The sequence below is a fragment of the Campylobacter concisus genome (assembly GCF_003049735.1).
GTDB lineage: Bacteria > Campylobacterota > Campylobacteria > Campylobacterales > Campylobacteraceae > Campylobacter_A > Campylobacter_A concisus_AN.
In genome coordinates this window covers 89,688-112,270 of sequence record NZ_PIRM01000005.1, presented here as the reverse complement: position 1 = coordinate 112,270, position 22,583 = coordinate 89,688, and the positions used below count along the sequence as shown (strand labels likewise).

The 22,583-nt window shown below is 37.9% G+C and carries 22 protein-coding genes and 6 tRNA genes; 7 read left to right on the top strand and 21 right to left on the bottom strand.

The genetic code is table 11. From position 1 onward, the window contains the following. Nucleotides 1-148 precede the first annotated feature (148 nt). The 13 genes from CVS97_RS08520 to tig form a co-directional block, all read right to left on the bottom strand. Nucleotides 149-233, bottom strand: a tRNA-Leu gene (locus CVS97_RS08520). Nucleotides 234-248: 15 nt separating this feature from the next. After that, nucleotides 249-325 (bottom strand) — tRNA-Arg (locus tag CVS97_RS08515). A gap of 15 nt (nt 326-340) precedes the next feature. Beyond that, nucleotides 341-417, bottom strand: a tRNA-Arg gene (locus CVS97_RS08510). A 6-nt stretch (nt 418-423) separates the two neighbouring features. Further along, nucleotides 424-500: transfer RNA gene (locus CVS97_RS08505), tRNA-His, on the bottom strand. A gap of 9 nt (nt 501-509) precedes the next feature. Beyond that, a tRNA-Pro gene (locus tag CVS97_RS08500) sits at nt 510-587 on the bottom strand. 427 nt (nt 588-1,014) lie between these two features. Next, the gene (locus CVS97_RS08495; protein WP_107785765.1) at nt 1,015-1,737 is read right to left on the bottom strand and encodes a TerC family protein; all 723 of its coding nucleotides are present in this window, start codon (nt 1,735-1,737) and stop codon (nt 1,015-1,017) included. Continuing rightward, on the bottom strand, nt 1,730-2,317 hold the full coding sequence (purN, locus tag CVS97_RS08490; protein ID WP_107785764.1) for a phosphoribosylglycinamide formyltransferase: 588 nt from the start codon (nt 2,315-2,317) through the stop codon (nt 1,730-1,732). The genes CVS97_RS08495 and purN overlap by 8 nt, the downstream gene beginning before the upstream one ends. Beyond that, a complete protein-coding gene (locus tag CVS97_RS08485; RefSeq protein WP_107785763.1) occupies nt 2,299-3,702 on the bottom strand; it encodes an NAD(P)H-hydrate dehydratase in 1,404 nt (467 codons plus the stop codon). The genes purN and CVS97_RS08485 overlap by 19 nt, the downstream gene beginning before the upstream one ends. A 1-nt stretch (nt 3,703) precedes the next feature. Next, nucleotides 3,704-5,209 (bottom strand): YifB family Mg chelatase-like AAA ATPase, encoded by a 1,506-nt coding sequence (locus CVS97_RS08480; RefSeq protein WP_107785762.1) that lies wholly within the window; start codon nt 5,207-5,209, stop codon nt 3,704-3,706. Next, nucleotides 5,206-5,724 carry a peptide deformylase gene (gene def / locus CVS97_RS08475; RefSeq protein WP_103600693.1) on the bottom strand — a complete coding sequence of 173 codons (519 nt, stop codon included), beginning with the start codon at nt 5,722-5,724 and terminating at the stop codon, nt 5,206-5,208. Before def ends, CVS97_RS08480 begins: the two co-directional genes overlap by 4 nt. Before the next feature lie 14 nt (nt 5,725-5,738). After that, entirely contained in the window at nt 5,739-6,761 is a 1,023-nt protein-coding gene (locus tag CVS97_RS08470; protein ID WP_085657935.1) for a GGDEF domain-containing protein, read from the bottom strand. Nucleotides 6,762-6,769: 8 nt separating this feature from the next. After that, nucleotides 6,770-7,360 carry an ATP-dependent Clp endopeptidase proteolytic subunit ClpP gene (gene clpP, locus CVS97_RS08465; RefSeq protein ID WP_054196008.1) on the bottom strand — a complete coding sequence of 197 codons (591 nt, stop codon included), beginning with the start codon at nt 7,358-7,360 and terminating at the stop codon, nt 6,770-6,772. Continuing rightward, nucleotides 7,360-8,691 (bottom strand): trigger factor, encoded by a 1,332-nt coding sequence (tig, locus tag CVS97_RS08460; protein ID WP_107785761.1) that lies wholly within the window; start codon nt 8,689-8,691, stop codon nt 7,360-7,362. Before tig ends, clpP begins: the two co-directional genes overlap by 1 nt. A gap of 137 nt (nt 8,692-8,828) precedes the next feature. Between tig and folE the strand changes: the two genes are divergently transcribed. After that, nucleotides 8,829-9,401 carry a GTP cyclohydrolase I FolE gene (gene folE / locus CVS97_RS08455; protein ID WP_021090409.1) on the top strand — a complete coding sequence of 191 codons (573 nt, stop codon included), beginning with the start codon at nt 8,829-8,831 and terminating at the stop codon, nt 9,399-9,401. An 11-nt stretch (nt 9,402-9,412) separates the two neighbouring features. Then, a complete protein-coding gene (gene fliI, locus CVS97_RS08450; RefSeq protein WP_413784189.1) occupies nt 9,413-10,705 on the top strand; it encodes a flagellar protein export ATPase FliI in 1,293 nt (430 codons plus the stop codon). A gap of 798 nt (nt 10,706-11,503) precedes the next feature. On the opposite strand, the gene CVS97_RS08445 is transcribed toward fliI, so the two are convergent. From CVS97_RS08445 to CVS97_RS08425, 5 genes are read right to left on the bottom strand one after another with little or no spacing between them, the layout of a single operon-like run. Beyond that, a complete protein-coding gene (locus tag CVS97_RS08445; protein ID WP_107785760.1) occupies nt 11,504-13,237 on the bottom strand; it encodes an ATP-binding protein in 1,734 nt (577 codons plus the stop codon). Beyond that, nucleotides 13,237-14,913, bottom strand: a complete 1,677-nt coding sequence (locus CVS97_RS08440; RefSeq protein ID WP_107785759.1) for a fatty acid--CoA ligase — start codon at nt 14,911-14,913, stop codon at nt 13,237-13,239. Before CVS97_RS08440 ends, CVS97_RS08445 begins: the two co-directional genes overlap by 1 nt. 12 nt (nt 14,914-14,925) lie before the next feature. Further along, nucleotides 14,926-16,152, bottom strand: coding sequence for an OmpP1/FadL family transporter (locus tag CVS97_RS08435; RefSeq protein ID WP_107785758.1), 1,227 nt, complete (start codon nt 16,150-16,152; stop codon nt 14,926-14,928). Continuing rightward, complete coding sequence (gene nfo / locus CVS97_RS08430; protein ID WP_107785757.1) at nt 16,149-17,000, bottom strand: deoxyribonuclease IV; 852 nt, start codon at nt 16,998-17,000, stop codon at nt 16,149-16,151. Before nfo ends, CVS97_RS08435 begins: the two co-directional genes overlap by 4 nt. Beyond that, entirely contained in the window at nt 16,997-17,467 is a 471-nt protein-coding gene (locus tag CVS97_RS08425; RefSeq protein WP_107785756.1) for a hypothetical protein, read from the bottom strand. The genes nfo and CVS97_RS08425 overlap by 4 nt, the downstream gene beginning before the upstream one ends. 68 nt (nt 17,468-17,535) lie before the next feature. Between CVS97_RS08425 and CVS97_RS08420 the strand changes: the two genes are divergently transcribed. Continuing rightward, nucleotides 17,536-17,610 (top strand) — tRNA-Glu (locus tag CVS97_RS08420). Nucleotides 17,611-17,693: 83 nt separating this feature from the next. Here CVS97_RS08420 and CVS97_RS08415 read toward each other — a convergent pair. Further along, entirely contained in the window at nt 17,694-18,254 is a 561-nt protein-coding gene (locus tag CVS97_RS08415) for a manganese efflux pump MntP family protein (protein ID WP_103628885.1), read from the bottom strand. Between the two features lie 109 nt (nt 18,255-18,363). Between CVS97_RS08415 and CVS97_RS08410 the strand changes: the two genes are divergently transcribed. Both CVS97_RS08410 and CVS97_RS08405 read left to right on the top strand, forming a co-directional pair. After that, a complete protein-coding gene (locus CVS97_RS08410; RefSeq protein WP_107785755.1) occupies nt 18,364-19,113 on the top strand; it encodes a DUF4197 domain-containing protein in 750 nt (249 codons plus the stop codon). After that, nucleotides 19,110-19,991 carry a DMT family transporter gene (locus CVS97_RS08405; protein ID WP_107785754.1) on the top strand — a complete coding sequence of 294 codons (882 nt, stop codon included), beginning with the start codon at nt 19,110-19,112 and terminating at the stop codon, nt 19,989-19,991. Before CVS97_RS08410 ends, CVS97_RS08405 begins: the two co-directional genes overlap by 4 nt. On the opposite strand, the gene CVS97_RS08400 is transcribed toward CVS97_RS08405, so the two are convergent. Next, nucleotides 19,988-20,713, bottom strand: a complete 726-nt coding sequence (locus CVS97_RS08400; protein ID WP_103628882.1) for a class I SAM-dependent methyltransferase — start codon at nt 20,711-20,713, stop codon at nt 19,988-19,990. The two genes, CVS97_RS08405 and CVS97_RS08400, sit on opposite strands and share 4 nt — an antisense overlap. A gap of 46 nt (nt 20,714-20,759) precedes the next feature. Here CVS97_RS08400 and CVS97_RS08395 point away from each other — a divergent pair, with 46 nt between their 5' ends. Then, complete coding sequence (locus CVS97_RS08395; protein WP_103628881.1) at nt 20,760-21,152, top strand: acyl-CoA thioesterase; 393 nt, start codon at nt 20,760-20,762, stop codon at nt 21,150-21,152. Here the strand turns inward: CVS97_RS08395 and CVS97_RS08390 are convergent. Next, nucleotides 21,143-21,502: a Fur family transcriptional regulator gene (locus tag CVS97_RS08390; RefSeq protein WP_084109795.1), complete on the bottom strand. Its 360-nt coding sequence runs from the start codon at nt 21,500-21,502 to the stop codon at nt 21,143-21,145. The genes CVS97_RS08395 and CVS97_RS08390 overlap by 10 nt on opposite strands. Before the next feature lie 147 nt (nt 21,503-21,649). Here CVS97_RS08390 and CVS97_RS08385 point away from each other — a divergent pair, with 147 nt between their 5' ends. Further along, nucleotides 21,650-22,582: a metal ABC transporter solute-binding protein, Zn/Mn family gene (locus CVS97_RS08385; RefSeq protein WP_107785753.1), complete on the top strand. Its 933-nt coding sequence runs from the start codon at nt 21,650-21,652 to the stop codon at nt 22,580-22,582. The last annotated feature ends 1 nt before the right edge of the window (nt 22,583 follow it).

Below are 22,583 nucleotides of genomic sequence, written 5' to 3'. Positions count from 1 at the left end.
CTACCGACTGAGCTAGCAAGACATTTGTTTAAAAAAGAATTGAGATTATACAAAAAACATTATTACATGTCAAGAAACAAGAAAAATATCTAATATTTTCTACAATAAATACTGATTATATAAGATTATTCCAAATTATAAAAAAGAATGGTGCGGATGAAAGGATTTGAACCTTCACGCCGTGGGGCACCAGATCCTAAGTCTGGCGTGTCTGCCAATTTCACCACATCCGCACAACAATAATAAAGTGGTACGCCCATCAGGATTCGAACCTGAGGCCTACGGCTTAGAAGGCCGTTGCTCTATCCAGCTGAGCTATGAGCGCATAAAGTATTTTAAGTGGCGCGCCCGATAGGAGTCGAACCCATAACCTACAGATCCGAAGTCTGTCGCTCTATCCAATTGAGCTACGAGCGCCCAAAATGGGGTGAGTGATGGGAATCGAACCCACGACCCTCAGGACCACAATCTGATGCTCTAACCAACTGAGCTACACTCACCATTTAACATGGTCGGGGTGAAAGGATTCGAACCTTCGGCCCTCTGGTCCCAAACCAGATGCGCTAACCAGACTGCGCTACACCCCGCCTGAGTCGTGTTTGTAAGTTTATGCCACTACCTCATTAAAAAGTCGCATTTTAACTTGTTTTTTTTATAAAGTCAATTAAAAAACACTTAAATTAGTAGAAATTATATATAAAAAATAATTCGATCAAAAATATTAATTAGCACTTTACTAAATACATAATCTTTTAAACGAGCTAGCTTTCTATGCTTCTATATTTTGCTATCTACTACAAATTTAACCTTTATTTCACGGATTTTTTAGTAGCTTGATAAGAATATTTTACACTGATATTACAACGAAACAAACATCAATCTATTGTCTATTATGCATTTTATGCTTATCAAAATTTTTACCTTCAAATTTCAACAGATTTATCTTTTCGGGCTAAAATTTTTTGATTAACATTTTATCCATCATATCATTAGCTTTTCATCGGCGTAAAAATATTATTTAGCTGACATTTTCTTTTTAGCATAGATATTTATACTTTCCACTGCCAATGAAAATGCCATCGCAAAATATATATATCCCTTTGGAATATGAAATCCTAATCCTTCGGCAACTAGCGTCATACCCACAAGCACCAAAAATGCAAGTGCTAAAATTTTTATAGTCGGGTTATTATCTACAAAATTAGAAATACCTTTTGATGCCACCATCATTACACCAACTGCTAAAATAACAGCTATGATCATTATCTCTATATGCTCAGCCATTCCAACAGCCGTGATAACACTATCAAGAGAAAAAACAATATCCAAAACAGCTATCTCGCTTACAATAACCAAAAAATTTGCATGTGATTTTTTGCTATTTTTATGCTCTTCACCTTCACCAGAAACACTAGAATGTATTTCAAGTGTTGATTTTACAAGTAAAAATAGACCACCTAGTATAAGCACCAAATCTCGGCCGCTTATGCTAAATTCTGCGATAGTAAAGAGTGGCTTTGTTAGCTTCATAATCCAAAACAATGAAAGCAAAAGTAAAATTCTAGTCACCATAGCTAGCCCTAAGCCAACAATCCTACCACTGCCGCGCTGCTCTGGAGGTAACTTACCTACCAAAATAGCGATAAATATAATGTTATCTATGCCTAAAACTATCTCTAAGCCAGTTAACGTAAGTAGCGATATCCACGCTTCTGGCGAACTAAACCATTCAAACATTTGCTTCCTTTGTTAAAATTTTTATTATGCTATCAGGCAAAATTTCATGCTCTATCGCATGGATTTTGCTCTCCCAATCCTCTAAACTCATATCGTCCTCTCGTTCAAACGCCCTTTGTGCGATGAGTTTACCTCCGTCAAGCTCCTCGCTCACGTAGTGCACGCTCACGCCGCCAAGCATCATGTCACTCTCAAAGCTCTCTTTTATCGCATGAGCGCCTTTAAAAAGTGGCAATATGGAAGGATGTAAATTTATGGCTTTTATCTTTGATGTAAAAACAGGAGTTAATATCCTCATAAATCCAGCAAGCACCGTTAGTTCAGCGCCACTTTTTAAAATTTGCTCCACAACTGTAGCGTCAAATTCTTCTCTATTTGCAAATTTGGCACTCTCTATTATCGTCGTATCAAGCCCAAATTTCTTAGCACGCTCTATACCGTATGCGCCTGGCTTGTTGCAGACACAAAGGCAAACTTCAATTTTTACGCCATTAAAAATTTGATTATGAACTTTTTTAAGTATCGCTTCTAAATTTGAGCCACTACCGCTAAAAAGTACGGCTATTTTTTTCGTAAGCATTTTACTCCTTTTATAATGTCTGTTGGCTCGAGCGCGTAGCTGTTTTTGCCAAAATTTCTAAGGCTAAGCGCATGAGCTAGTGTAGCCGAGATGGCAGCATCTAGAGGCTCGTAGCCTTGAGCTAAAAGGGCAAGTACGAGTCCGCTTAGCACGTCACCGCTACCACCTTTTGCAAGCGTATTTTTACCATAAGGCATGATATAAATTTCTCCATCTTTAGCGATTATCGTATTTGCGCCTTTTAGAACAAGTACTGCCTTAAATTTCTCGCTCCAAGACTTAGCATAGGCAAATCTATTTTCTTGTAATGTTTTTACGTCGATATCTGCTATATTACAAAGATTTAAAAGTGAACAAAACTCCTTTGGATGGGGCGTTAAGACACAGTTTTCATTTAGTAGATCAAGTACTTTTGGGCTGTAAAAGATATCAGCGTCAAGCACTAGCTTTTTGCCTTTTAAAATTTGCACCTCAAGCTCTTCTATACCCTTTTTGCCAAGCCCCATGCCAATGGCTCCAGCGTTCATTTTATCGCTTATCTTACTTGCTTGCATGATATGCGTTGGTAAATTTAACCCCTGCTCTCCTATCACGCTGACTAGCCCAGCCCCAAAGGCAAATGCCGCCTTTGCACAAAGCTTGCTAGCTCCTATGTGCTCGCCAGATATGATAAATGCGTGGCCAAAGTCGCCCTTATTTACGCACTCATTTTTTCTATTTGGAAGCACAAGGTCGCATTTTTCAAGCAAATGATAGTCGCTTTCGCACTCATAGTTTTGAGCACTTATGCCAAGAGTAGCGAGCTTTACCTTGCCAACAAAGTCTTTTGCCACGTCGCTATAAAGCCCAAGCTTTCTAGCTCCCATCGTGATTGTAGTATCTGCTTTTACGCAAGCACCTAGCACCTTGCCATCACTACTTAGTCCACTTGGCATATCGCAAGCGATGGTGTAGACAGAGCTTTTGTTTATCTTTGAGATAAGCTCTATGTGCTTTTTGTCTAAATTTCTATTTAAACCAGAGCCAAAAAGTCCATCTATGACACAGTTCGTTTCTTTTAAACTAATGTCTATATCATGGCTTTCGTGCACATTAGCTAGTTTTGCACGTTCAAGCTGCTTGCTCGCAAGTGGCTTTAAATTTTGGCTAACCAGGATAAATTCACACTCAAACTCACCCTCAAGCATTCTTAACGCACAAAGTACGTCAGCACCGTTATTTCCACCACCGCAAATGCCAAGCACCCTCTCGCCTTTTTTAAATTTTTTACGTACAAAATTTGCTATGCCAGCGGCGGCGTTTTCCATTAAATTTTCTTCGCTAAGGTTAAATTTCTCACTCGCCCTCTCATCCAAAACTCTCGTGTCTAAATATAAATTTTTCATTCTATGCCCTAAAACTAAGCGCCTCTAAGATGTGGGGCTTTAAAATTTGCTCGCTCTCATCAAGATCAGCAATACTTCTAGCCACTCTAAGTGTCCTTTTTATGCCTCTTTGAGAAAGATTGTATCTCGAGGCTGCCTTTTGTAAAATTTCTCTTGCTTCATTATTCAGTAGACAAAATTTTTCTACTTGTGCATCATTTAGCTTGCCGTTTAGCTCATTTTGATCGCGCTTTTTTTGAAACATAAACGCCTTTAAAACCATATCGCTCATCTGCTGCGAGCTTAAACTTGACCTATCATTTGGCGAGCTCTCGTCCATCGCTACTTTTAGGTCTATGCGGTCAAGCACTGGAGCTGAAATTCTTGATTTATAGTTTTTTATCTCGTTTTCGCTGCATTTGCAATTTAGATTGCGAGAGAATAAATGTCCACAAGGACATGGATTTTGAGCGGCTACGAAGATAAATTTAGTCTCATAAGTCACTTTTGAATTCACTCTTGAGATGTGGATTTGATTGTCCTCTAGCGGCTCTCTAAGGCTTTCAATCACCTGCTTTGAAAAGTGAGGAAACTCGTCAAAAAAAAGCACACCACCATTTGCAAGTGCGATCTCACCGATCTTTGCGACATTTGAGCCTCCTCCAAAGATAGAGCTTTTAGTCGAGGTGTGGTGCGGCGAGCGAAAGGCTCTAGTGCTTGTAAATTCGCTATCTTGCAAATTTAGCGAGCGGTAGGCGGCGGACTTTAGCACCTCTTCTAAGCTTTGTGGTGCCATGATGTAAACTAGGCGTTTTGCACACATGCTTTTGCCGCTACCTGGGCTGCCTTCAAATAAAATATTATGCATACCAACAGCTGCGATGATGCAGGCTCTTTTAGCTCTTTCTTGACCTAAAACGTCCTTAAAATCAAGCTCGAAGTTTAAATTTGGAACATATCTTTTACCAGAAATTTCTATCACGTTTGAAAACAGCTCATGCGTAGCGTTAAAACGTATGCTTTTTGCAAATTCTGCGTCATTAAAAAACCTAATCGCTTCCTCTAGAGTACTAACCGCATAAACCTCTAAATTTGGGATCATTGAAGCTTTTTGTGCTATCTCTTTTGGCACTAAGACTTTTACGTTTTTTACTTGTGTGCTTAAAAAAAGAAGGATTGAGAATAAATTTGCTGTACTTTTTACGCTTCCATCAAGCCCAAGCTCGCCAAAAACAAAAATTTTCTCTAAGCTTTTTGCCTTTTGAAGAGCTATAAGAAGAGCGATAGCTAGGTCAAAATGTGAGCCACTCTTTGGCAGATCTGAAGGGGATAAATTTATGGTTATCTTTTGTGCTGGAAAGGAAAAATCAAGTGCTAGAAGTGCTGCTTTTACGCGTTCTGTGCTCTCTTTTATACTTGTGCTTGCAAGCCCAACGATGCTAAAACCAGGAAGCCCACGAGAGAAGATAGACTCAACGTCAATTATCTTTAGTCCATCGCCGTAAGTAGCACATCTTAAAGACTTCATGAAGCTTTTTCTTTTTTTTGCTTTTTGTATTCCTTATCAAATTTTTTACGTTTATTAAAGCCGATTTTTTCTATAAAAAGATGTCCATCTAAATGATCATTTTCATGCTGGATAGCAATAGCTAAAAGCCCATCAGCCTTTAAGCTTTGCTCTTTGCCAAAGCGGTCTTGATATTTGATAGCCACAACCTCATTTCTTTTTACATCTTCATAATATCCAGGCACGCTAAGGCAACCCTCTTGATAGACACACTCACCCTCACGTAGCTCAAACTTTGGATTTATGATCTCGATTAAATTTTCTTTATCTTGCACGCCCTCGTCATTGGCTAGATTTATAATAAAAATTCTTTTTGCAACACCTATCTGAATAGCAGCAAGGCCGATGCCTTCTTTTGCAATCATCGTATCATACATATCATCAAGTAGTTTGTGAAGTTCCTCGTCAAAAATTTTAACCTCTTTTGAGACTTCATAAAGCTTTTTATTTGGATAAGATAAAACCTCTAAGATCAAGCTCAAACTCCTACTTATTCACCTAAAAATATAGGCTGCTCATCATCTTGTGTTAGTATTAGTTGATCTAACGAGTAAGAGATTAATTCTTCAGCACTTCTTGTTTTTGTTATCATGCTTGAAACCACTTGGATATCAAGCTTGCACTCTTCACCATCTATCTTCCAAGGTATAGATGAAAGCATATTTAAAATTCTGCTACCAGCTTGTTTAGTGCCATTTTCATCAGTATATTTCATAACCATAGCAAAACAGCCATCACCGTAATGAGCTACTATATCGCTTCTTCTAGAAGTTCTTAAAAGAAGCTGCGATATAGCTTTATACATATTGTTTCGCTCTTTTAAATTTTTTACACGATTTGTAAATCTGTCTTTTGCTCTTACTAGTAAAAACGATGCGTTATAGCCATATCTTTTAACGGCTTCTACTTCACTTTGCACTGTGGCTACTAAAAATTTTTTATTATAAACGTCATATGTCGTATCATAAATCGACTGCTCTTCAATAGATTTAAGCATTTTAGCTACTTCGTCATAGCTTACTTTAATGACATCAAGATGCTTATCCATAAGGCTGTTTAATTTTATTAGGTCATGATTAAATGCACTTAAAACATTTTGAAGAGCTAGGATATTTGTATTATTTTTGAGTGCATCCATGCGCTTTTGCACTAGGCCTCTCATGATGCCTAAATTTTTATAGATTAGCACCACGGCTTGAAGCATACTTTTTATCTGGATAAATCCTTGCTTTATCTCTTTTTCAATAGAGATATTACTGCCTGATGGTACTGAGATCTCGGAATTTATGACTATCATATCACCGATCTCTTTTCTAAATTCATCAGGCTGTCCATCAAGCATTTTCTCAAAATAAATAGAGTAATTGTTTGGCGTAGATGGAACATTATCGTCGCTTAATTCATGCAAAACATTTTCTGAAAATTTGTAGATATCTACCTTTTCTTTTTCTAGAATATGTTTTACCTCAACCGCTTTTTTCTTAGGGTCTGGTGCATTATCTATCTTTATCACTTTGGGCCTTATTTAAAACTTTTCTCCAAAATTTTATCAACAAGTCCGTACTCTTTGGCTTCGGCCGAACTCATAAAGAAATCACGTTCAGTATCTTTTACGATCTTACTTAGCTTCTGACCTGTATTTTTGGCCAAAATTCCATTTAAAATTTCTTTCATACGCAAAATTTCACGAGCTTGTATCTCGATATCAGTCGCTTGTCCTCTAGCACCACCAAGTGGTTGGTGTATCATGATGCGAGAATTTGGTAGTGCATATCTTTTACCAGGTGCGCCACAGCTTAATAAAAATGCACCCATACTAGCAGCTTGGCCGATGCAGATCGTGCAAACATCTGGTTTTATGTAGTTCATCGTATCATAGATGCTAAAACCACTTGTTATCACGCCACCTGGTGAGTTTATATATAGATAGATATCTTTATCTGGATCCTCAGCCTCTAAAAATAGCAGCTGAGCGACGATAGAAGCAGCCATGCCGTCTTCTATCTCGCCACTTAGCATAACGATCCTGTCTTTTAAAAGACGGGAATATATATCATAGCTTCGCTCACCTCTACTAGTTCTTTCAACTACGACAGGAACGTAATAGCTCATTACTCAGCCTTCTCTTTTTTGCTTACTTTTTTCTCGTCTTTTTCTTTGTTAAAGAGCTCGCCAAATAGCTTCTCTTCGATCATTGACATCTTTATAGCTGGAAGCATGCCTTGGTTGCGGTACATCTCAAGGTGTGCTTTTGGATCTTGACCGCTTCTATACGCCTCAAAATAGATCGCTTGAACAACCTCTTGATCGCTTACTTTTACGCCTCTTACACGAGCTAGTTCATCGATGATAAAAGTTAAACGAACACTATTTTCAGCGTCTTTTCTAAACTCGTCACGTTTTTTAGAAAGAGCATCTTTGTCCTCTCTAAATTTTTTCATATCATCTGGAGTAAATGAGCTCCATGCGTTTCTAAACTGCATATCGATCTCTTGCTCGACAATATTTTTTGGCACGTCAAATTTAAATTTCTCAACCGCAGCTTCAGCAAATTTTGGCTTAAGCTCATCATTTATAAGTTTATAAATTTTCTCTTGGCGGATTTGCTCTTTTATACGCTCATCAAGTAACTCTTCAGTTGGTTTTTCTTCATTTGGAAGTAGAGTTTTTAACATCTCTTCATCTAGTTTTTCAGGAATTTTTCTCTCTTGAATTTCATGAAGTTTGACTTTAAAGATAGCGTCTTTGCCAGCTAAATGTGCAGCGCCATAGTTTTCTGGGAATTTAACCTCGATATCTTTTTCGCCACCAGCTTTTATACCTACCATACCATCTTCAAAGCCTGGGATAAATTGATTTGAACCGATCTCAAGCACATAGTTTTCAGCTTTGCCACCATCAAATGCAACGCCATCAACAAAGCCTTCAAAGTCAAATTTAGCAAAATCGCCTACTTTTAGGCCTCTTTTGCCATCAATTTTTTCAAGTGGAGCTATCATTTTTAAAAGTTCAGTTTTCTTCTCATCGATATCTTTTTTCAAAACACGTGGATTTGAAAACTCAGGTATTAAACTCTCATAGCCGCTCACATCGACACTTGGTTTAAATGAAACTGTTAGCTCAACGTCGATCTTGCCATCTTTTCTGTCAAATTTTGAAACGATAGGCTCGCCGATAAGATCATCATTTTTCTTGCCTGCTTGTTTTATAGCCTCATCAACAACATCTCTTAAGACATCTTGCTCAGCATCGTTTGTTAGCTCTTTCTCGTAGCGTTTTAGCACAATAGCAACTGGCACATGACCTTGTCTAAAGCCATCTACTTTCATAGTTTTTGCTGCTTTTTTTGCTAGTTTCTCTACGCTAGATTTTATAGCATCTGCACTTATAGTCGTGCTTGCTAAGGTATTTACGCTATCTAGAGCTTTTGTTTTGATTTCCATCTAATTCCTTTATGAATACAAATTTTTAGCCCAAAATATAGCAGAATTTTCCTTATTTCATTGTAAATTTGTAAATTTTTATAGATATAAAAGGCGTTTTAACGTAGAATCTAGCAATAAAATTATGGAGAAAATTTATGCAAGAGAGTTTTGAAAATTCGGTTAAAAATATGCTAACGATTATAGGCGAGGATCCAAATAGAGAAGGCCTTATAAAGACGCCTGAGCGTGTCTTTAAAGCATTTAAATTTCTAACTAGCGGATATGATGAAGATCCAAAAGAGGTTCTTGGTGACGCACTTTTTACTAGCTCAAATAACGAAATGGTTCTGATGCGAAACATCGAGTTTTATAGCCTTTGCGAGCACCATTTGTTGCCTATTATCGGCCGCGTGCATGTAGCATACATCCCAAATGGCAAGGTCGTTGGCCTTAGTAAAATTCCACGTATGGTAAATATCTATGCAAGACGCCTACAAATTCAAGAGCAAATGACTGAGCAGATCGCGAAAGCACTTGAGGACGTAATCGCTCCAAAAGGCGTTGGAGTCGTCGTCGAGGCTAGACATATGTGCGTTGAGATGAGGGGTGTGCAAAAGATAAACTCAACCACTACGACCTCGGCTCTTAGGGGCTGCTTTATCAAAAACGCAGACACGAGGCGGGAGTTTTTCTCGCTTATAAATTCTCCTAGGGAAACGCATTTTTGAGCTTAGAGCATATAAATTTAAAGCTTAAAGAGGGTGTGAAACTCTCAAATACCTTTGGCATCATAACTAAAATCACAGCTACGACTATCGAGATCACTGGACTTCGTCCAAGCATTGGCGACATCGTGCGTATAGTTGCAAAAGATAAGAGCAAAAATGGTCTTGGCATGGTTACGCAAATAAAGACAGATGGCGCTTATATAAGCCCATTTGGCTTTGTAGAAGGTTTTAGGATAGGCGACTTTGTCTACGAGAGCGATCAAGGTATGAATATACCTGTGGGGCCAAATTTGCTAGGCCGAGTGGTCGATCCATTTATGAAACCCATTGATGGCAAAGGAGCGATCGATACGACCGAGTACATGCCGATCATGAGAGCGCCGATAGATGCAATGAAAAGGGGGCTCATAAATGAGCCATTTAGCGTTGGTATAAAGACGATAGATGGACTGCTTACTTGTGGTAAAGGACAAAAGCTGGGAATTTTTGCAGGCTCAGGTGTTGGCAAATCAACCCTCATGGGCATGATCGTAAAAAACACACTGGCACCAATAAAAGTAGTCGCACTAATAGGCGAGCGTGGTCGCGAGGTACCTGAATTTATAGAAAAAAACCTAGGTGGCGACCTGGAGGGCACCGTGATCATCGTAGCGACCAGTGATGACAGCTCGCTCATGCGAAAGTATGGCGCATTTTGTGCGATGAGCGTGGCTGAATACTTCAAACAACAAGGCAATGACGTGCTCTTCATCATGGATAGCGTCACACGTTTTGCGATGGCGCAGCGTGAGATCGGCCTTGCACTTGGCGAGCCACCGACCTCAAAAGGCTATCCGCCAAGTTCGCTCACACTCTTGCCTCAGCTAATGGAGCGTGCTGGTAAAGAGGAGGGCAAGGGCAGCATCACGGCATTTTTCACAGTGCTCGTCGAAGGCGATGACATGAGCGATCCGATAGCTGACCAAAGCCGCTCTATCCTAGACGGACACATCGTACTAAGCCGGGAGCTAACAGACTTTGGAATTTACCCACCCATCAATATCCAAAACTCGGCCTCTCGTGTCATGGGCGATGTGATCAGCAAAGAGCACAAGCTAAATGCGATGAAATTTAAGCGTCTTTACTCGCTTTTAAAAGAAAACGAGGTCTTGCTTCGTATCGGTGCTTATCAAAAGGGTAGCGACAAGGAGCTTGATCTTGCGATCTCAAAGAAAGAATTTATGGAAAATTTCTTGAAACAAAGCTCAGAAGAGACCTTTGCGCTCGAAGAGGTCGAAGAGCTGCTTGATAAGATCAATCAATAAATTTCTAAAATTTGCAAGCCTTTTGACAAATTTCGCTACTAAAATTTTTATAGCTTCTCGAGTCTTGCCAAAAATATAATCAATTTTTTATACTAATTGCTAAAGTGATCACGCATTACTTCTTTACTTCGGATGTAAAAATCGCACTCAAAGACCTATAAATTTCTATTTTCTCATCTCTTTTTTGATTTCAAAAAGTGCTACTACAAACATCGTGAAAGAGAAATTGAAATTTATGGGACTTTTTATTTTAAACTTAGTGAGAACGATTTTTGTGTTATACAAAACGACAAAGTATTAAAAACTATTTCTAAGCACAATACGCATCCCAAACAGCGATCACAAAGTGTGCAAATTCTAAAATTTGGGATTTTTTGACAAAAATTACTTATTTGCAAACTCTGCAGTAGTGAATTTGAGACAAGTGAGCAAGTTAAATTTATACTAAGTGATTATGCGCTGATATCTGTTTTGCTGTAAATTTTGATAGCAATCATGGCGTAAATTTAACTATGAAAGTAAAATTTTACATTTAGATCAGTAATCTCTGGCACTTTAAACTTCACCTCGCAACAAAAAGCATATGCTACATGAGATAGTAAATTTTGAAAGAGATTAAGGGCCAAGACCTATTTTTCTCATCAAAACTTGAGTTTAGCTTATACTTTCCCTGACTTTGGCGGCGGCAAACGTGTAAATTCTAATTAGGTAAAAGCAAATTTCTTGCCAATGTCAGAGGCTCTTGCTATTTTTATATTTGTTTAAATTTATACAAACAATGAAATCAAGAGAGAAGGCTTAAGAGCCAAATCCCATCTTTTTATCCTCGCCAAAGCTAGAGTTTAGCTCGCGCTCTATCGTCGTTTTGAAGTCCTCAAAGGTAAAAATTCCATCATCTTTTATAGCAACTTTTAGTGCGGTATTTTTTAGCGCAAGGACGATCTGAGCGCCGCTTAGGTTAAACTCAGCCAGCCTTTCAACGCTAAAGCCATCTTCAAAGCTCGCGTTCTCAGGCAAAATTTTACGCCAAATGGCAAGCCTGCCGTTAAAATCAGGCTTTTTAAACTCGATCTTATAATCAAACCTTCTAGAAAACGCCACATCAAGGCTTTGCAAGAAATTTGTCGTGGCGATCAGCACGCCTTCAAAACGCTCGATCTGCTCTAAGAAGATATTTTGCATTTGATTATGCATCTTTTCAGCCCCGCTCGAGCTCTCTACTCTTGTGCTTAAAAACTGATCGGCCTCGTTTAGCAAGAGCACTGGCTCACTACCACTTTTTTTGCAAATTTCTTTGTAAGTATCAAAAATTTTCCTTACATTTTGCTCGCTCTCGCCGACATATTTGCTTAAAATTTTTGAGCAGTCAAAGCTTAGAATTTGCTTCTTTAGGCTCTTTGCAAGCCCAACGGCGCTCATAGTCTTACCAGTGCCAGGCTCGCCGTAAAAGATGATCTTGGCGTCTATATTTTTCCTAGTTTTTATGCCCCAGCTGCTAAGTCTAGCAAGCACTTTTTTATCGACTTGCTTTAGTATTGTGCTTAAAAGCTGCTTTGTCTTTTCGTTTAGCACGACGTCTTCTAGGCTCGTTACTGGCTCTATTAGCTCAAAAATTTCTTGCTCTTTTACTAGGCTTTCGATCTTGATTTTTTTGCTATTTTTATCGTTTTTTGGGTGCATTATGCTTTGCAAAATTTCTTCGTTTATAAAAAAGCTCTTGCTAACGTTGCCGTAAGCATTTAAAACCTCGTCGTAGTCAATGAGTGCGCCCTCTATGAGCCTTGAGCCATCCTCTAAAAGAGTGCGATTTTTGATGCGCTCAAGCTCGTCTTTGCTTATTAGCCCAACTAGTGTGTTTAGGTCGCGACCATTTTCAAAGTCGCCCGCGTACTCCTCTTTTAAAAGGGCCAAAAATATGATCTGCTCTTTTTCATAGAGCGAGTTTTCTTTAAAAATTTGCTCTATCTTTAGGCTGATCTTACTTAGTTTTACGCGCTCATTTATGCGTTTTGTAAGCTCAGAAATTTGTTCATTTATGCGCTTTTTTGCATCACTTGAACCATCGCCAAAAATAGCAGCCTTTGAGTAAAGCTCCACCTTTAAAAACTGATCTTTTAAATACTCCAAATGATCCTCATATGGCGTAAGCTCTGGTAGGTTTATATCAGCGTTGCCATCTTCAAGAATTTTTAAAAATGTGGCTGATAGAGAAATTTCAGAATGAAGCAACGAAAGAAGCCCTTGAGCTGAAGCCCTTTGCGTGCTCTCAGGTATTTTAAAAAGACTATAATTTTGTACAATCCAACCGCTATCAAGCAAATTTTTTATAAATTTTAGATACAAAAGCTGCTTATCATTTTGTGTGCCAAAGACTGCTCCAAGTAGCTCAAAAACGCTCATATTAGCTGTTCCTTGCACATAAGCCTTACTTAGATATTTTAAAATTTCTCCCTCTTCATCGCCGCACTTTATCAGCTCGTAAATTTTGCTTTTTTTGAGGTCCTGGTTTAAAAAATCAAGCAAGTATTTCACTAAAATTTATCCTTCATCTGCTCTATTTGTTCTTTTAATACACGTTTTAGCACCTTACCAGTAGCATTTCTAGGCAACTCTTCGGCAAAATAGATACTCTTTGGTATCTTGAAATTCGCTAAATTTTTCTTTAAATGCTCTCTTACTGTCTTTTCATCAAGATCCATGCCCTCTTTTACCTGAATAAACGCCACAACCTCTTCATCTGCATGCACGTCTTTTACGCCGATTACCGCTGTTGCTTCAACTGCTTCAAGTTTGTAAATAACCTCTTCGATCTCGCGCGGATAGATGTTAATGCCCTTTGATATGATAAGATCTTTTTTACGATCAACGATATAGATAAAGCCCTCTTCATCGACTTTTCCAAGATCTCCGGTCTTTAACCAGCCGTTTATTATGGTCTCATCAGTGATGCTTGGCATACCATAATAGCCTTGCATTACGCAATCACCCTTTATGATGATCTCACCGATCTGGCCAACTGGAAGCTCCATCATCTCATCATTTACTATCTTTACCTCATAGCCATCAAGCACAGGCCCTACACTTAAAAGCTTTTGTTTATCATATAAATTTGCAGCTACGACTGGCGAGCATTCGCTAAGGCCATATCCCTCGACGAGTGTTGCACGTGGGAATTTCACTCTAAAGTCATCTATCGTCTGTTTTGCAAGCGGAGCTGCACCACTTACAAATAATCTAATGCGGTTAAACCATCTAAAATACCAAGGAATTTTTGCCTTACCAATAGCTGTATAGATGGCTGGGATTCCTAAAAATACAGTTACACGCTTTAGCAAAGTTTGCTTTAACACATTTGAAAATGGGAATACCGACTTTACAAGAACCATCGAAGCGCTCGCAAATATCGGAAGCAACACCATTGCAGTTAGCGTAAAACTATGAAACATCGGCAAAAATACAATAAACCTATCACTCGTTTTAACAATAAAACGATCATGAGCTCCAATTAAATTTGAAAAGATATTTTTATAGCTTATCATCGCACCTTTTGGCTTGCCAGTAGTGCCTGAAGTGTAAATTATATGCATTAAATCATCTATTACCGGATACTTTGTGATACTAAGAGCGTATTTGTGATTTAGAGTTTCTGTAAAATTTATATTTTTAACAAGGCCATTATTTTCATAGCCCTTGCTCATATCCTCTTTTGAAATTTGAGGTGTTGAAGTAAGATACGCGCTCTCGCCATACTCTTCGTCAGTGTCTATATATTCATCTTTTGAAGCACTTTGAAGCTTCTTTGGTATTGCTCCGATCCAGATTATCTTTCTTAAAATTTCAAGCTCATTTAATGCGATTAACTCTTTTGCAAGCGAGCTAGACGCAAAAAGCACCTTTGCACCGCAATCATTTATGATATATTTAAACTCGTTTGCTTTTAAAAAAGTATTCATAGGCACTGCGATACCGCCTATTGCAGTTATCGCAAGGTATGAGATGATAAATTCTTTCGAGTTTGTAACCGCCATAGCTACTTTATCACCAAATTTTACTCCAGCAAGTTGCAAATAAGCTGCCACTTTATCGACATTTTGCTTTAATTCGCGATATTTTAGCTTCTCTTTTTCTTCAAAAAGAACTACTTGATTTGGATTTTCCTTTGCTACTTTGGTTAAAATTTCATAAAAATTATTATAAGAGTATCGCATTATTGACCCTAACTAAAATGTATATTTAAAAGTCGTACCAAGGATTTGGATCGTACCAGTATCAAATTCCCCTGACATTTTTGTAGCAATACTGTTGGTAATACCTGTCGCACGCTTCTTATCACGGTGTTGATAAACATATCCAAGTGCCATTTCAAGATTTGGTGTAAATTTATAATTTACTCCAAAAGAATATACCTTAGATTTGGTATTTGGAAGCTCTAATCCAGTATGCTTGCTACTTGTAATGTCTTCATCATAAGCAAAGCCAGCCATTAGCCTAAATTTTTCATTTACATCATAGGCAATGCCTAGTCTATATGTATTTGTATCTTTTGCATTTTTAACAACTGGATCGTCCATAAATCTTGCAAAAGCTGGATGCGAGTGAGCTGGGCCTTTATCCATGTATTCAAAGTCATAGCCTTTAAATTTAGACCAATACGTCCTCTCAAAAGCTAGTAAAAGAGTAAAATCGCTAAATTTATAGCCAGCAGCAAGCACAAGCTGAGCAGGAAGTGGGATCTCAACTTTTGTTTTGCCATGGTAGCTTATAGGTAGGTTATAAAAATCAGCATCTGTATGGCCTTTAAGTTCTAAATTTACATTTGAGCGGTAAGTAACGGCAAAGCTTAAATCCTCAATAGGTCTATAAGTAAGTGCAACATTATAGCCATAGCCCATACCATCGCCTTTTATCTCTCTGTAGCCTATTCGTCCAAAGTCACTTGCTATCTTACCTTTGGTGTAAACACCTCTAGCACCAAGAGCAATGGCAAGTTTATCGTTTATGCGGTAAGCTACGGTTGGATTTAACTCAACAACTTGTAGCTTAAACCTTTTAGCGGTAAATGCAGTAGCTGGATCCTCCCATGATACACCAACAGCAGCAGGAACGGCAAGAGCTAAACCAAATTTCCAGTTTTCATAAATTTCTGGCGTTACAAAACTAAATGTACCAGCTAGCGAGTCAAATTTTTCTGATCTATAGCTTTTGCCACTATCACTTTTAAACTCAAGCTTATTTATATGAAACCAGCCAAGGGTACTTTCTATGTGATGGCGTCCATCTAAAAACATCATATTTGCAGGGTTAAAATACGCCGCATCAGCCCCAAAACTAAAGGCTACGTTACTAGCAGCAAGCCCTAAAGAATCAGCACTTTGCTCAGGGACCTTATAACCTCCAGCATTTAGCAAAGTAGATGCCATAATAATGCTTAATAGCACTTTTTTCATAGTTTTTCCTTTTCGAAATTTCTTAAAATTTTTATCTCGTCTTCCCAAATACTCTCGTCAATCGTCTCTAATATTAAAGGAATTTCGCCTATTTTATCATCATTTATTATATTTTTAAAAGCACTAAATCCAAGCTCACCCTTGCCAAGACTCTCGTGTCTATCTTTTTTCGAGCCAAGTCCAAATTTTGCATCATTTAAATGCATGCCGGATAAAAATTTATAGCCAATGATCGCATCAAATTCCCCCATCGTCTTGGCGTAGGCCTCTTTACTTCTTAGATCATATCCAGCAGCAAATGCGTGACAGGTATCAAAGCAAACACCAACTCTGTTCTCATCGTCTACTCGCTCTATCAAATAAGCAAGCTGCTTAAAACTAAAGCCTAAATTTGAGCCTTGTGCAGCTGTATTTTCGATGACTAGCTTTACACCGCTTGTGCGTTTAAGTGCCACGTTCATGCAGTTTGCGATATTATCTAGGCACTCTTTTTCGCTTATTTGTTTTAGATGTGAGCCTGGATGAAAATTTAAAAGCTCTAGCCCAAGCTTACTGGTGCGATCTATCTCATCTATAAAGGCTTCAAGCGACTTTGCTCTTGCCTCCTCATCTGGATGGCCTAAATTTATCAAGTAACTGCTGTGTGGCAAAACATGCTTTGTGCTTATGCCAGAAATTTTTAGATTTTCTTTAAACTGCTCTATTTCGCTAGCACTTAGCTCTTTTGCATTCCACTGGCGTTGATTTTTTGTAAAAAGCGCAAAAGCATTTGCTCCTATTTTTGCAGCATTTAACGGAGCGTTAAACACGCCTCCAGCCGCACTTACGTGAGCTCCGATGTATCTCATTTTAACTCTTTTATTATAACTCTTATTTTGTTTTTGCTATCTATAAATTTGACGTAGTTGTCGCAAACCTCGTATTTTATAAAATATGAACTTAGATCTTGACTAAAACCACACTCCGTATTTATCAAGCCTTTGCCTTCATAAATCTTTTCTTTTTGCAAAATTTCTTCAAAAAGGCTCTCATAATGCGGGGCTAGAAAAAATTTCTCATTAAACTCAGTCTTGTTAAAACAAGCGCTATTTATGCAAATTTTATCTCTTATGCTTATGTTTGCGGTGTTTACGCCAGAACTATAAATTTGCAAATTTAGCTCATTTTTATATTTATGGAAAAATCCAACGTCATTTATCTTGATCATCGGAGAAAATAAAGTAACTTGAAAAGCTTGTGAATTTTGCGGCGTTTTGGTAGCCACGCAACCTGTAAAAATAAAAACAGACAACAAAATAAATAAAATTTTTTTCAAAAATTTTTCCTTATTAATCTAAAATTAAGTATAAAAGAAATATAATCCCAACTTCATAACCGACATGTGGCCCATTCGTCTAGCGGTTAGGACATCGCCCTTTCACGGCGGTAACACGAGTTCGAGTCTCGTATGGGTCACCACTTCTAAAAATCAAAATCTTATCCATATAAGCTTTAAAATATAGTTAATCTTAAATATTATTTTTAATTGTTATTTTAAATTTTTATTGAACTGTGCCGTTCTCAATTAAATGCGTTATTAAAATTTTAAAACCTAGAAAAATTAATATCGCTCCTCCCAAAAAGAGCGCCTTTTTTTCTAAAATTTCACCCATAAATTTACCTATATAAAAAGCAATCAAACTTAATGCAAAGCAGACTACACCGATGATGAGCGAGCTTTGAAAGATATTTATCTCTTCAAAGCTAAGTGTGACGCCAACGGCAAGAGCGTCTATACTAGTGGCAAATGCCCCATACAAAATGGTCTTAAATCCTATCTTAAGATACTCACACTCCTCTTTGCTACAGGCTTCTTTAAACATTCTAAAACCAAGAAAGCAAAGTATAAAAAATGCAATGAAATGATCAACCGAGCTTATAAATTTTGCAAAACTAACACCTAAAAGATAGCCAAGAAGCGGCATAAGAAACTGAAAAAAACCAAGTATAAAAGCAATAAATAAAATTTTATTAAGAGCTAAATTTTTATACCTTGCGCCGTTTGCCATATTTAGAGCCGCGCTATCCATGCTAAGAGCGAAGCTAAGAAGTAAAAGCTGCATAAATTCCCTTTAAAAAAAGAGCAAATTTTAGTGCAAAAATATTAAATTTATTTTAAGCGTTTAGATATTTTTTGTATGATTTTGCTTTAAATTTAAAAAAGGAGAGAAGATGAAAAGATCTCTTGTTATTCTTTGTGGCGCGCTTGCTTTAAATTTACAAGCTGCAAGCATGGATGATATGATAAATAAAGGCGTTAAAATCGCCACTCACGCATCAAGCGGCGACTATAAAAGCTTAGTTAGCGAGGCACTAAATGCCGCTGTTAGCGAGCTTTCAAAAGAGGGCTTTATAAATAACGCCACAGCTAAAATCCCACTCCCAAAAAGCCTTGAGATGGCGTCAAATTTAGCCAAAAAAGTGGGCGGCGAGAAGTGGGCGCAAGACCTTAGCAAGTCGATAAACAACGCTGCAACCACGGCCGTGCCAAAGGCTGCTGAAATTTTTAGCGAGAGCATAAAAAATATGAACGAAGCAGATGTCAAAAAGCTCTTTAATGGCGGCAGCGACAGCGTTACGAAGTATTTAGAGAAAAGCTCTAGCCAAAAGCTAAAGGCGGCTTTTACTCCGATAATTGAGAAAATGATGAGTGATAATAGCTTTGCGACCGCATATAATGGGCTAAATTCTTTTATCGGCGGCTCAGCAAAAAATAACGAAACGATAAAATCAGTCAAAAGTCTAGCTAAAAATTTAGGTGCAAGCGAATATATGCCAGATGAGGGCGAGGATCTAAACGCATATATCACAAGAAAGACGTTAGATGGGCTATTTAACGTAATGAGCGAGAAAGAAAAGGGGCTAAGAAGCGGCTTTAGCCTAGATAGCGGCAAAAAGGTACTTGACTCAATCTTTAAATGAAAAATTTAAGCGCGCAAAATAGAGCCGACATCGCACTCATTGTAGTTGCCATCGTTTGGGGAGCTACGTTTTTACCTATGGCAAATGCACTAAGAACAAATAGTGTCTTTGTCATGCTCTTTTGTAGATTTTTTATTTCCGCTATCTTTATGAGCTTTGTCGTGCTTAAATTTGCTAAGAAATTTGACAAAAAGAGCGTCATTTATGGGCTTATCCTTGGTATAGTTCTCTTTAGCTCATTTGTTGCTCAAACTTACGCTCTAAAACTTACTTTTAGCTCAAGTGTTGCCTTTATTACAGGGCTTGAGTGTGTGATCGTGCCTTTTATGACAGCACTCATTTTTAAAAATAAAATAACTATTTTTGCTATTTTTGGTGCACTTATTGCTATTTTTGGGCTTTGGCTCTTAAGTGGAGCCACTCTTGCCTTAGGAGCTGGCGAGGCACTTGCCCTACTTTGTGCCATATTTTATGCACTTTACACGAGCTTAAATGGCCACTTTGTAAGAAAATGCGAGCTTTATCTACTCGTATTTGTAGTATTTCTCACTGTCTCTTTACTCTCATTTGTCTTTGCGTTTACTGAAGGTGGTGTCGTGCCAAATTACGATAGGGAATTTTTTATAGCAATTTTTATCACTGCATTTATTGGTACCATTTTTTGCTACTTTGTACAAACCATCGCTCAAAGATATACAACGGCTAGCAAAGCAGCTTTATTTTTCTGTCTTGAGCCAGTTTCTGCTGGCTTTATCGGCTATTTTTTCGCTGGTGAAAAGCTAACTCTCATACAAATTTTTGGCGCGATCTTAATAATCTTTGGAGTTATTTTTAGCGAATTTGGTAAAAAATTTTTCTCTAGATCAAAACTAGCTTAAAAGACAAAAAGCTTCATCTGCGACTCTATCTTTTCATCTATAAACTCGCCGTCAAATCTCTCTTTTAACATCGCTAAAACCGCTTTTTCATCGTAGTTTTTAGCTCCATTTATCTCAAGGTGCCAGCAGATATTTTCAGCAGCTTCTTGCACACTTCGTCTAGCGATCCTTGTTTCGTTTAAAATTTCACTCTTATAAGCGATCCCTTGCTCATTTAGCCACGCTTCAAGCCTATTTACAACATTTTTTTGAGAGAGAGTGCGTCCAAATTTTTCAAAAAATGGCTCAATCAAATCAGAGCTTCTAGGCTTATCCCAGCCAAGGTAGAGTTTTTGCTTTGCGATATTATGAAATTTAGCAAAATCTTCATCGCTAGCTATCGCTGGACTCATCGTGCAAATGGCGATATCAAAGTGCTTTGCGGGCTTAAATTCTCTCCACGAGCAAACCTTGCTAGTTAAATTTGTCACGCCAAATCTTTTGGCATCTTCATTTAAAATTTCTATCATATTTTTTGAGCTATCGATACCTGTTATATTTTTTGCAGTTTTTGACAAAAATATCGTCCAAACACCGGTGCCACAGCCTATATCTAGAATTTCTTTACCGCTAAAATCAACTCCCCAAGCTAAGGATTTAGCAAAAATTTGTTGCTGAATAGCACTTACTTTGCCATCAAACCTTTGATAATTTGACGCCTTTTTATCCCATAAATTTTGCATTTTAGCTCCTTATTTTTGGTTATAATTCTAGCAAAAAAGGCTAGAAATGAAAGATTTTATCTACAAAGTAATAATCCCACCACAAGCCATTGATATGCACGGACACATGAATAATGTCTATTATTTCACTCTTATGCAAGAGGCTGCATTTGCGCACTCTGCCGCGGTTGGCGATACGGTCGAGGCGCAGTATAAAAGAGGCGAGATCTGGCTCATTAGAAAAAATGAAGCCAAATATATAAAAAGCGCAAAATTAATGGATGAGATAGAAATTTACACTTACACACAAGCTGAGGGCAAAGCGACTTCTTGTAGATATTTTGAGTTTAAAAAAGATGACGAGCTAATAGCAACTGGCAAGACTGAGTTTGTCTATATCGATCTAAAAACGAATCGCCCAAAAGCCATTCCGGCTGAGATAATCGCTCTTTACTCGTGATCACACTCATCACAAACGCCTTTTATCACGGCGCTTTTTATATTTTTAGCGACGTTTAGATGAGGCATGTCGATGTTTGTAACTTTATGACAGACATCGCAGATAAAGTACGCTTTTGCCTCATTTGCTAGTTCGTAGTAGCTTTTATGATTATTTTCGGTTTTTATGACAAGGCCCTTTTTTTCAAAAATTTCTATGCTTCTATAAAAAGTAGTTTTATTTGCATTAAGGCTTTCTAAAATTTCATCATAGCTTAATGGAGTTTTGGCATTTTGCAAAATTTCAACGAGCTTTATGCGAAAAGTAGTTGCTTTGATACTATGCTCTTCTAAGAAATTTCTTGCATTCATCCTTGCCCTTTTTATTTTTTGTATATTAACGCTAAAAGTTTTAAATTTCATTTAAAAAGCACTATATTTAGGCTTTCGTTCTTTAAGTTGCAACCAAGTTGCAATCTGCTAAACTTCCGCAATATTTTTTCAAACAAAGGAGAGATGGTGAGAAAGATTTTTGTTTTTTTAGCAGTTTGCGCTTTGTCACTTTTTGCAAAGCCAGTTGTTACGACTAGTATATTGCCTACAAAATTTTTTGTTGAGCAAATCGCTGGTGATACACTAAGCGTAAATACAATGGTTGGCAAAGGTGCTGATCCGCACACTTATGAGCCAAAGCCAAAACAGATGAAGGAGCTTGAAAAGAGTGAGCTTTACTTTGCTATTGGCATTGAGTTTGAAGATACTTGGCTAGAGCGTTTTTCAAAATCTTTTAAAAATTTACACATTGTAAAAACACAAGAAGGCATCGAAAAGATCGCTATGAGTGATGAACACGAGCATCATGAACACCATGAACATCACGAGCACAAGCATGAGGGTGAGCATAAACATGAGCATCACGAGCACCATGACCATGACCACGAAGCTGGCGAGCATCATCACCATCATGATGGCCTTGATCCGCACATTTGGCTTGATCCAGTTTTAGTAAAAACCCAAGCTGATAATATTGCTAAGGCATTAATAGAGAAATTCCCGCAAAATGCAAAGCTCTATGAGGAAAATTTAGCTAAATTTAAAGCTAATCTTGACGAGCTTGATAGCTTTATCAAAAATACTCTAAAAGATGTTAAAACTCGCGAATTTATCGTATATCACCCATCTTGGGGATATTTTGCAAAACGTTATAATTTAGAGCAAATCGCTATCGAGATAGAGGGCAAAGAGCCAAAGCCAGCTGAGCTAAAAGAGCTCATAGAAGAAGCTAAAGAGCACGGTGTAAAGGTCATTTTCGTGGCTCCGCAGTTTCCAACAAAGGCTGCAAATTTAGTAGCAAAAGAGACTGGCTCAAAGGTCATAAGCATTGATCAGCTCCCAGAAAATTGGCTAGATGAGATGAAAAAAACAGCAGAAATTTTTGCTAAGAGTCTATAAA

Excerpts from the sequence above, each read along its gene's own strand:
- CVS97_RS08495 (WP_107785765.1), bottom strand. The coding sequence starts at position 1,737 with ATGTTTGAATGGTTTAGTTCGCCAGAAGCGTGGATATCGCTACTTACG.
- purN (WP_107785764.1), bottom strand. The coding sequence starts at position 2,317 with ATGCTTACGAAAAAAATAGCCGTACTTTTTAGCGGTAGTGGCTCAAAT.
- CVS97_RS08485 (WP_107785763.1), bottom strand. The coding sequence starts at position 3,702 with ATGAAAAATTTATATTTAGACACGAGAGTTTTGGATGAGAGGGCGAGT.
- CVS97_RS08480 (WP_107785762.1), bottom strand. The coding sequence starts at position 5,209 with ATGAAGTCTTTAAGATGTGCTACTTACGGCGATGGACTAAAGATAATT.
- clpP (WP_054196008.1), bottom strand. The coding sequence starts at position 7,360 with ATGAGCTATTACGTTCCTGTCGTAGTTGAAAGAACTAGTAGAGGTGAG.
- tig (WP_107785761.1), bottom strand. The coding sequence starts at position 8,691 with ATGGAAATCAAAACAAAAGCTCTAGATAGCGTAAATACCTTAGCAAGC.
- folE (WP_021090409.1), top strand. The coding sequence starts at position 8,829 with ATGCAAGAGAGTTTTGAAAATTCGGTTAAAAATATGCTAACGATTATA.
- CVS97_RS08440 (WP_107785759.1), bottom strand. The coding sequence starts at position 14,913 with ATGCGATACTCTTATAATAATTTTTATGAAATTTTAACCAAAGTAGCA.
- CVS97_RS08435 (WP_107785758.1), bottom strand. The coding sequence starts at position 16,152 with ATGAAAAAAGTGCTATTAAGCATTATTATGGCATCTACTTTGCTAAAT.
- nfo (WP_107785757.1), bottom strand. The coding sequence starts at position 17,000 with ATGAGATACATCGGAGCTCACGTAAGTGCGGCTGGAGGCGTGTTTAAC.
- CVS97_RS08415 (WP_103628885.1), bottom strand. The coding sequence starts at position 18,254 with ATGCAGCTTTTACTTCTTAGCTTCGCTCTTAGCATGGATAGCGCGGCT.
- CVS97_RS08410 (WP_107785755.1), top strand. The coding sequence starts at position 18,364 with ATGAAAAGATCTCTTGTTATTCTTTGTGGCGCGCTTGCTTTAAATTTA.
- CVS97_RS08405 (WP_107785754.1), top strand. The coding sequence starts at position 19,110 with ATGAAAAATTTAAGCGCGCAAAATAGAGCCGACATCGCACTCATTGTA.
- CVS97_RS08400 (WP_103628882.1), bottom strand. The coding sequence starts at position 20,713 with ATGCAAAATTTATGGGATAAAAAGGCGTCAAATTATCAAAGGTTTGAT.
- CVS97_RS08395 (WP_103628881.1), top strand. The coding sequence starts at position 20,760 with ATGAAAGATTTTATCTACAAAGTAATAATCCCACCACAAGCCATTGAT.
- CVS97_RS08390 (WP_084109795.1), bottom strand. The coding sequence starts at position 21,502 with ATGAATGCAAGAAATTTCTTAGAAGAGCATAGTATCAAAGCAACTACT.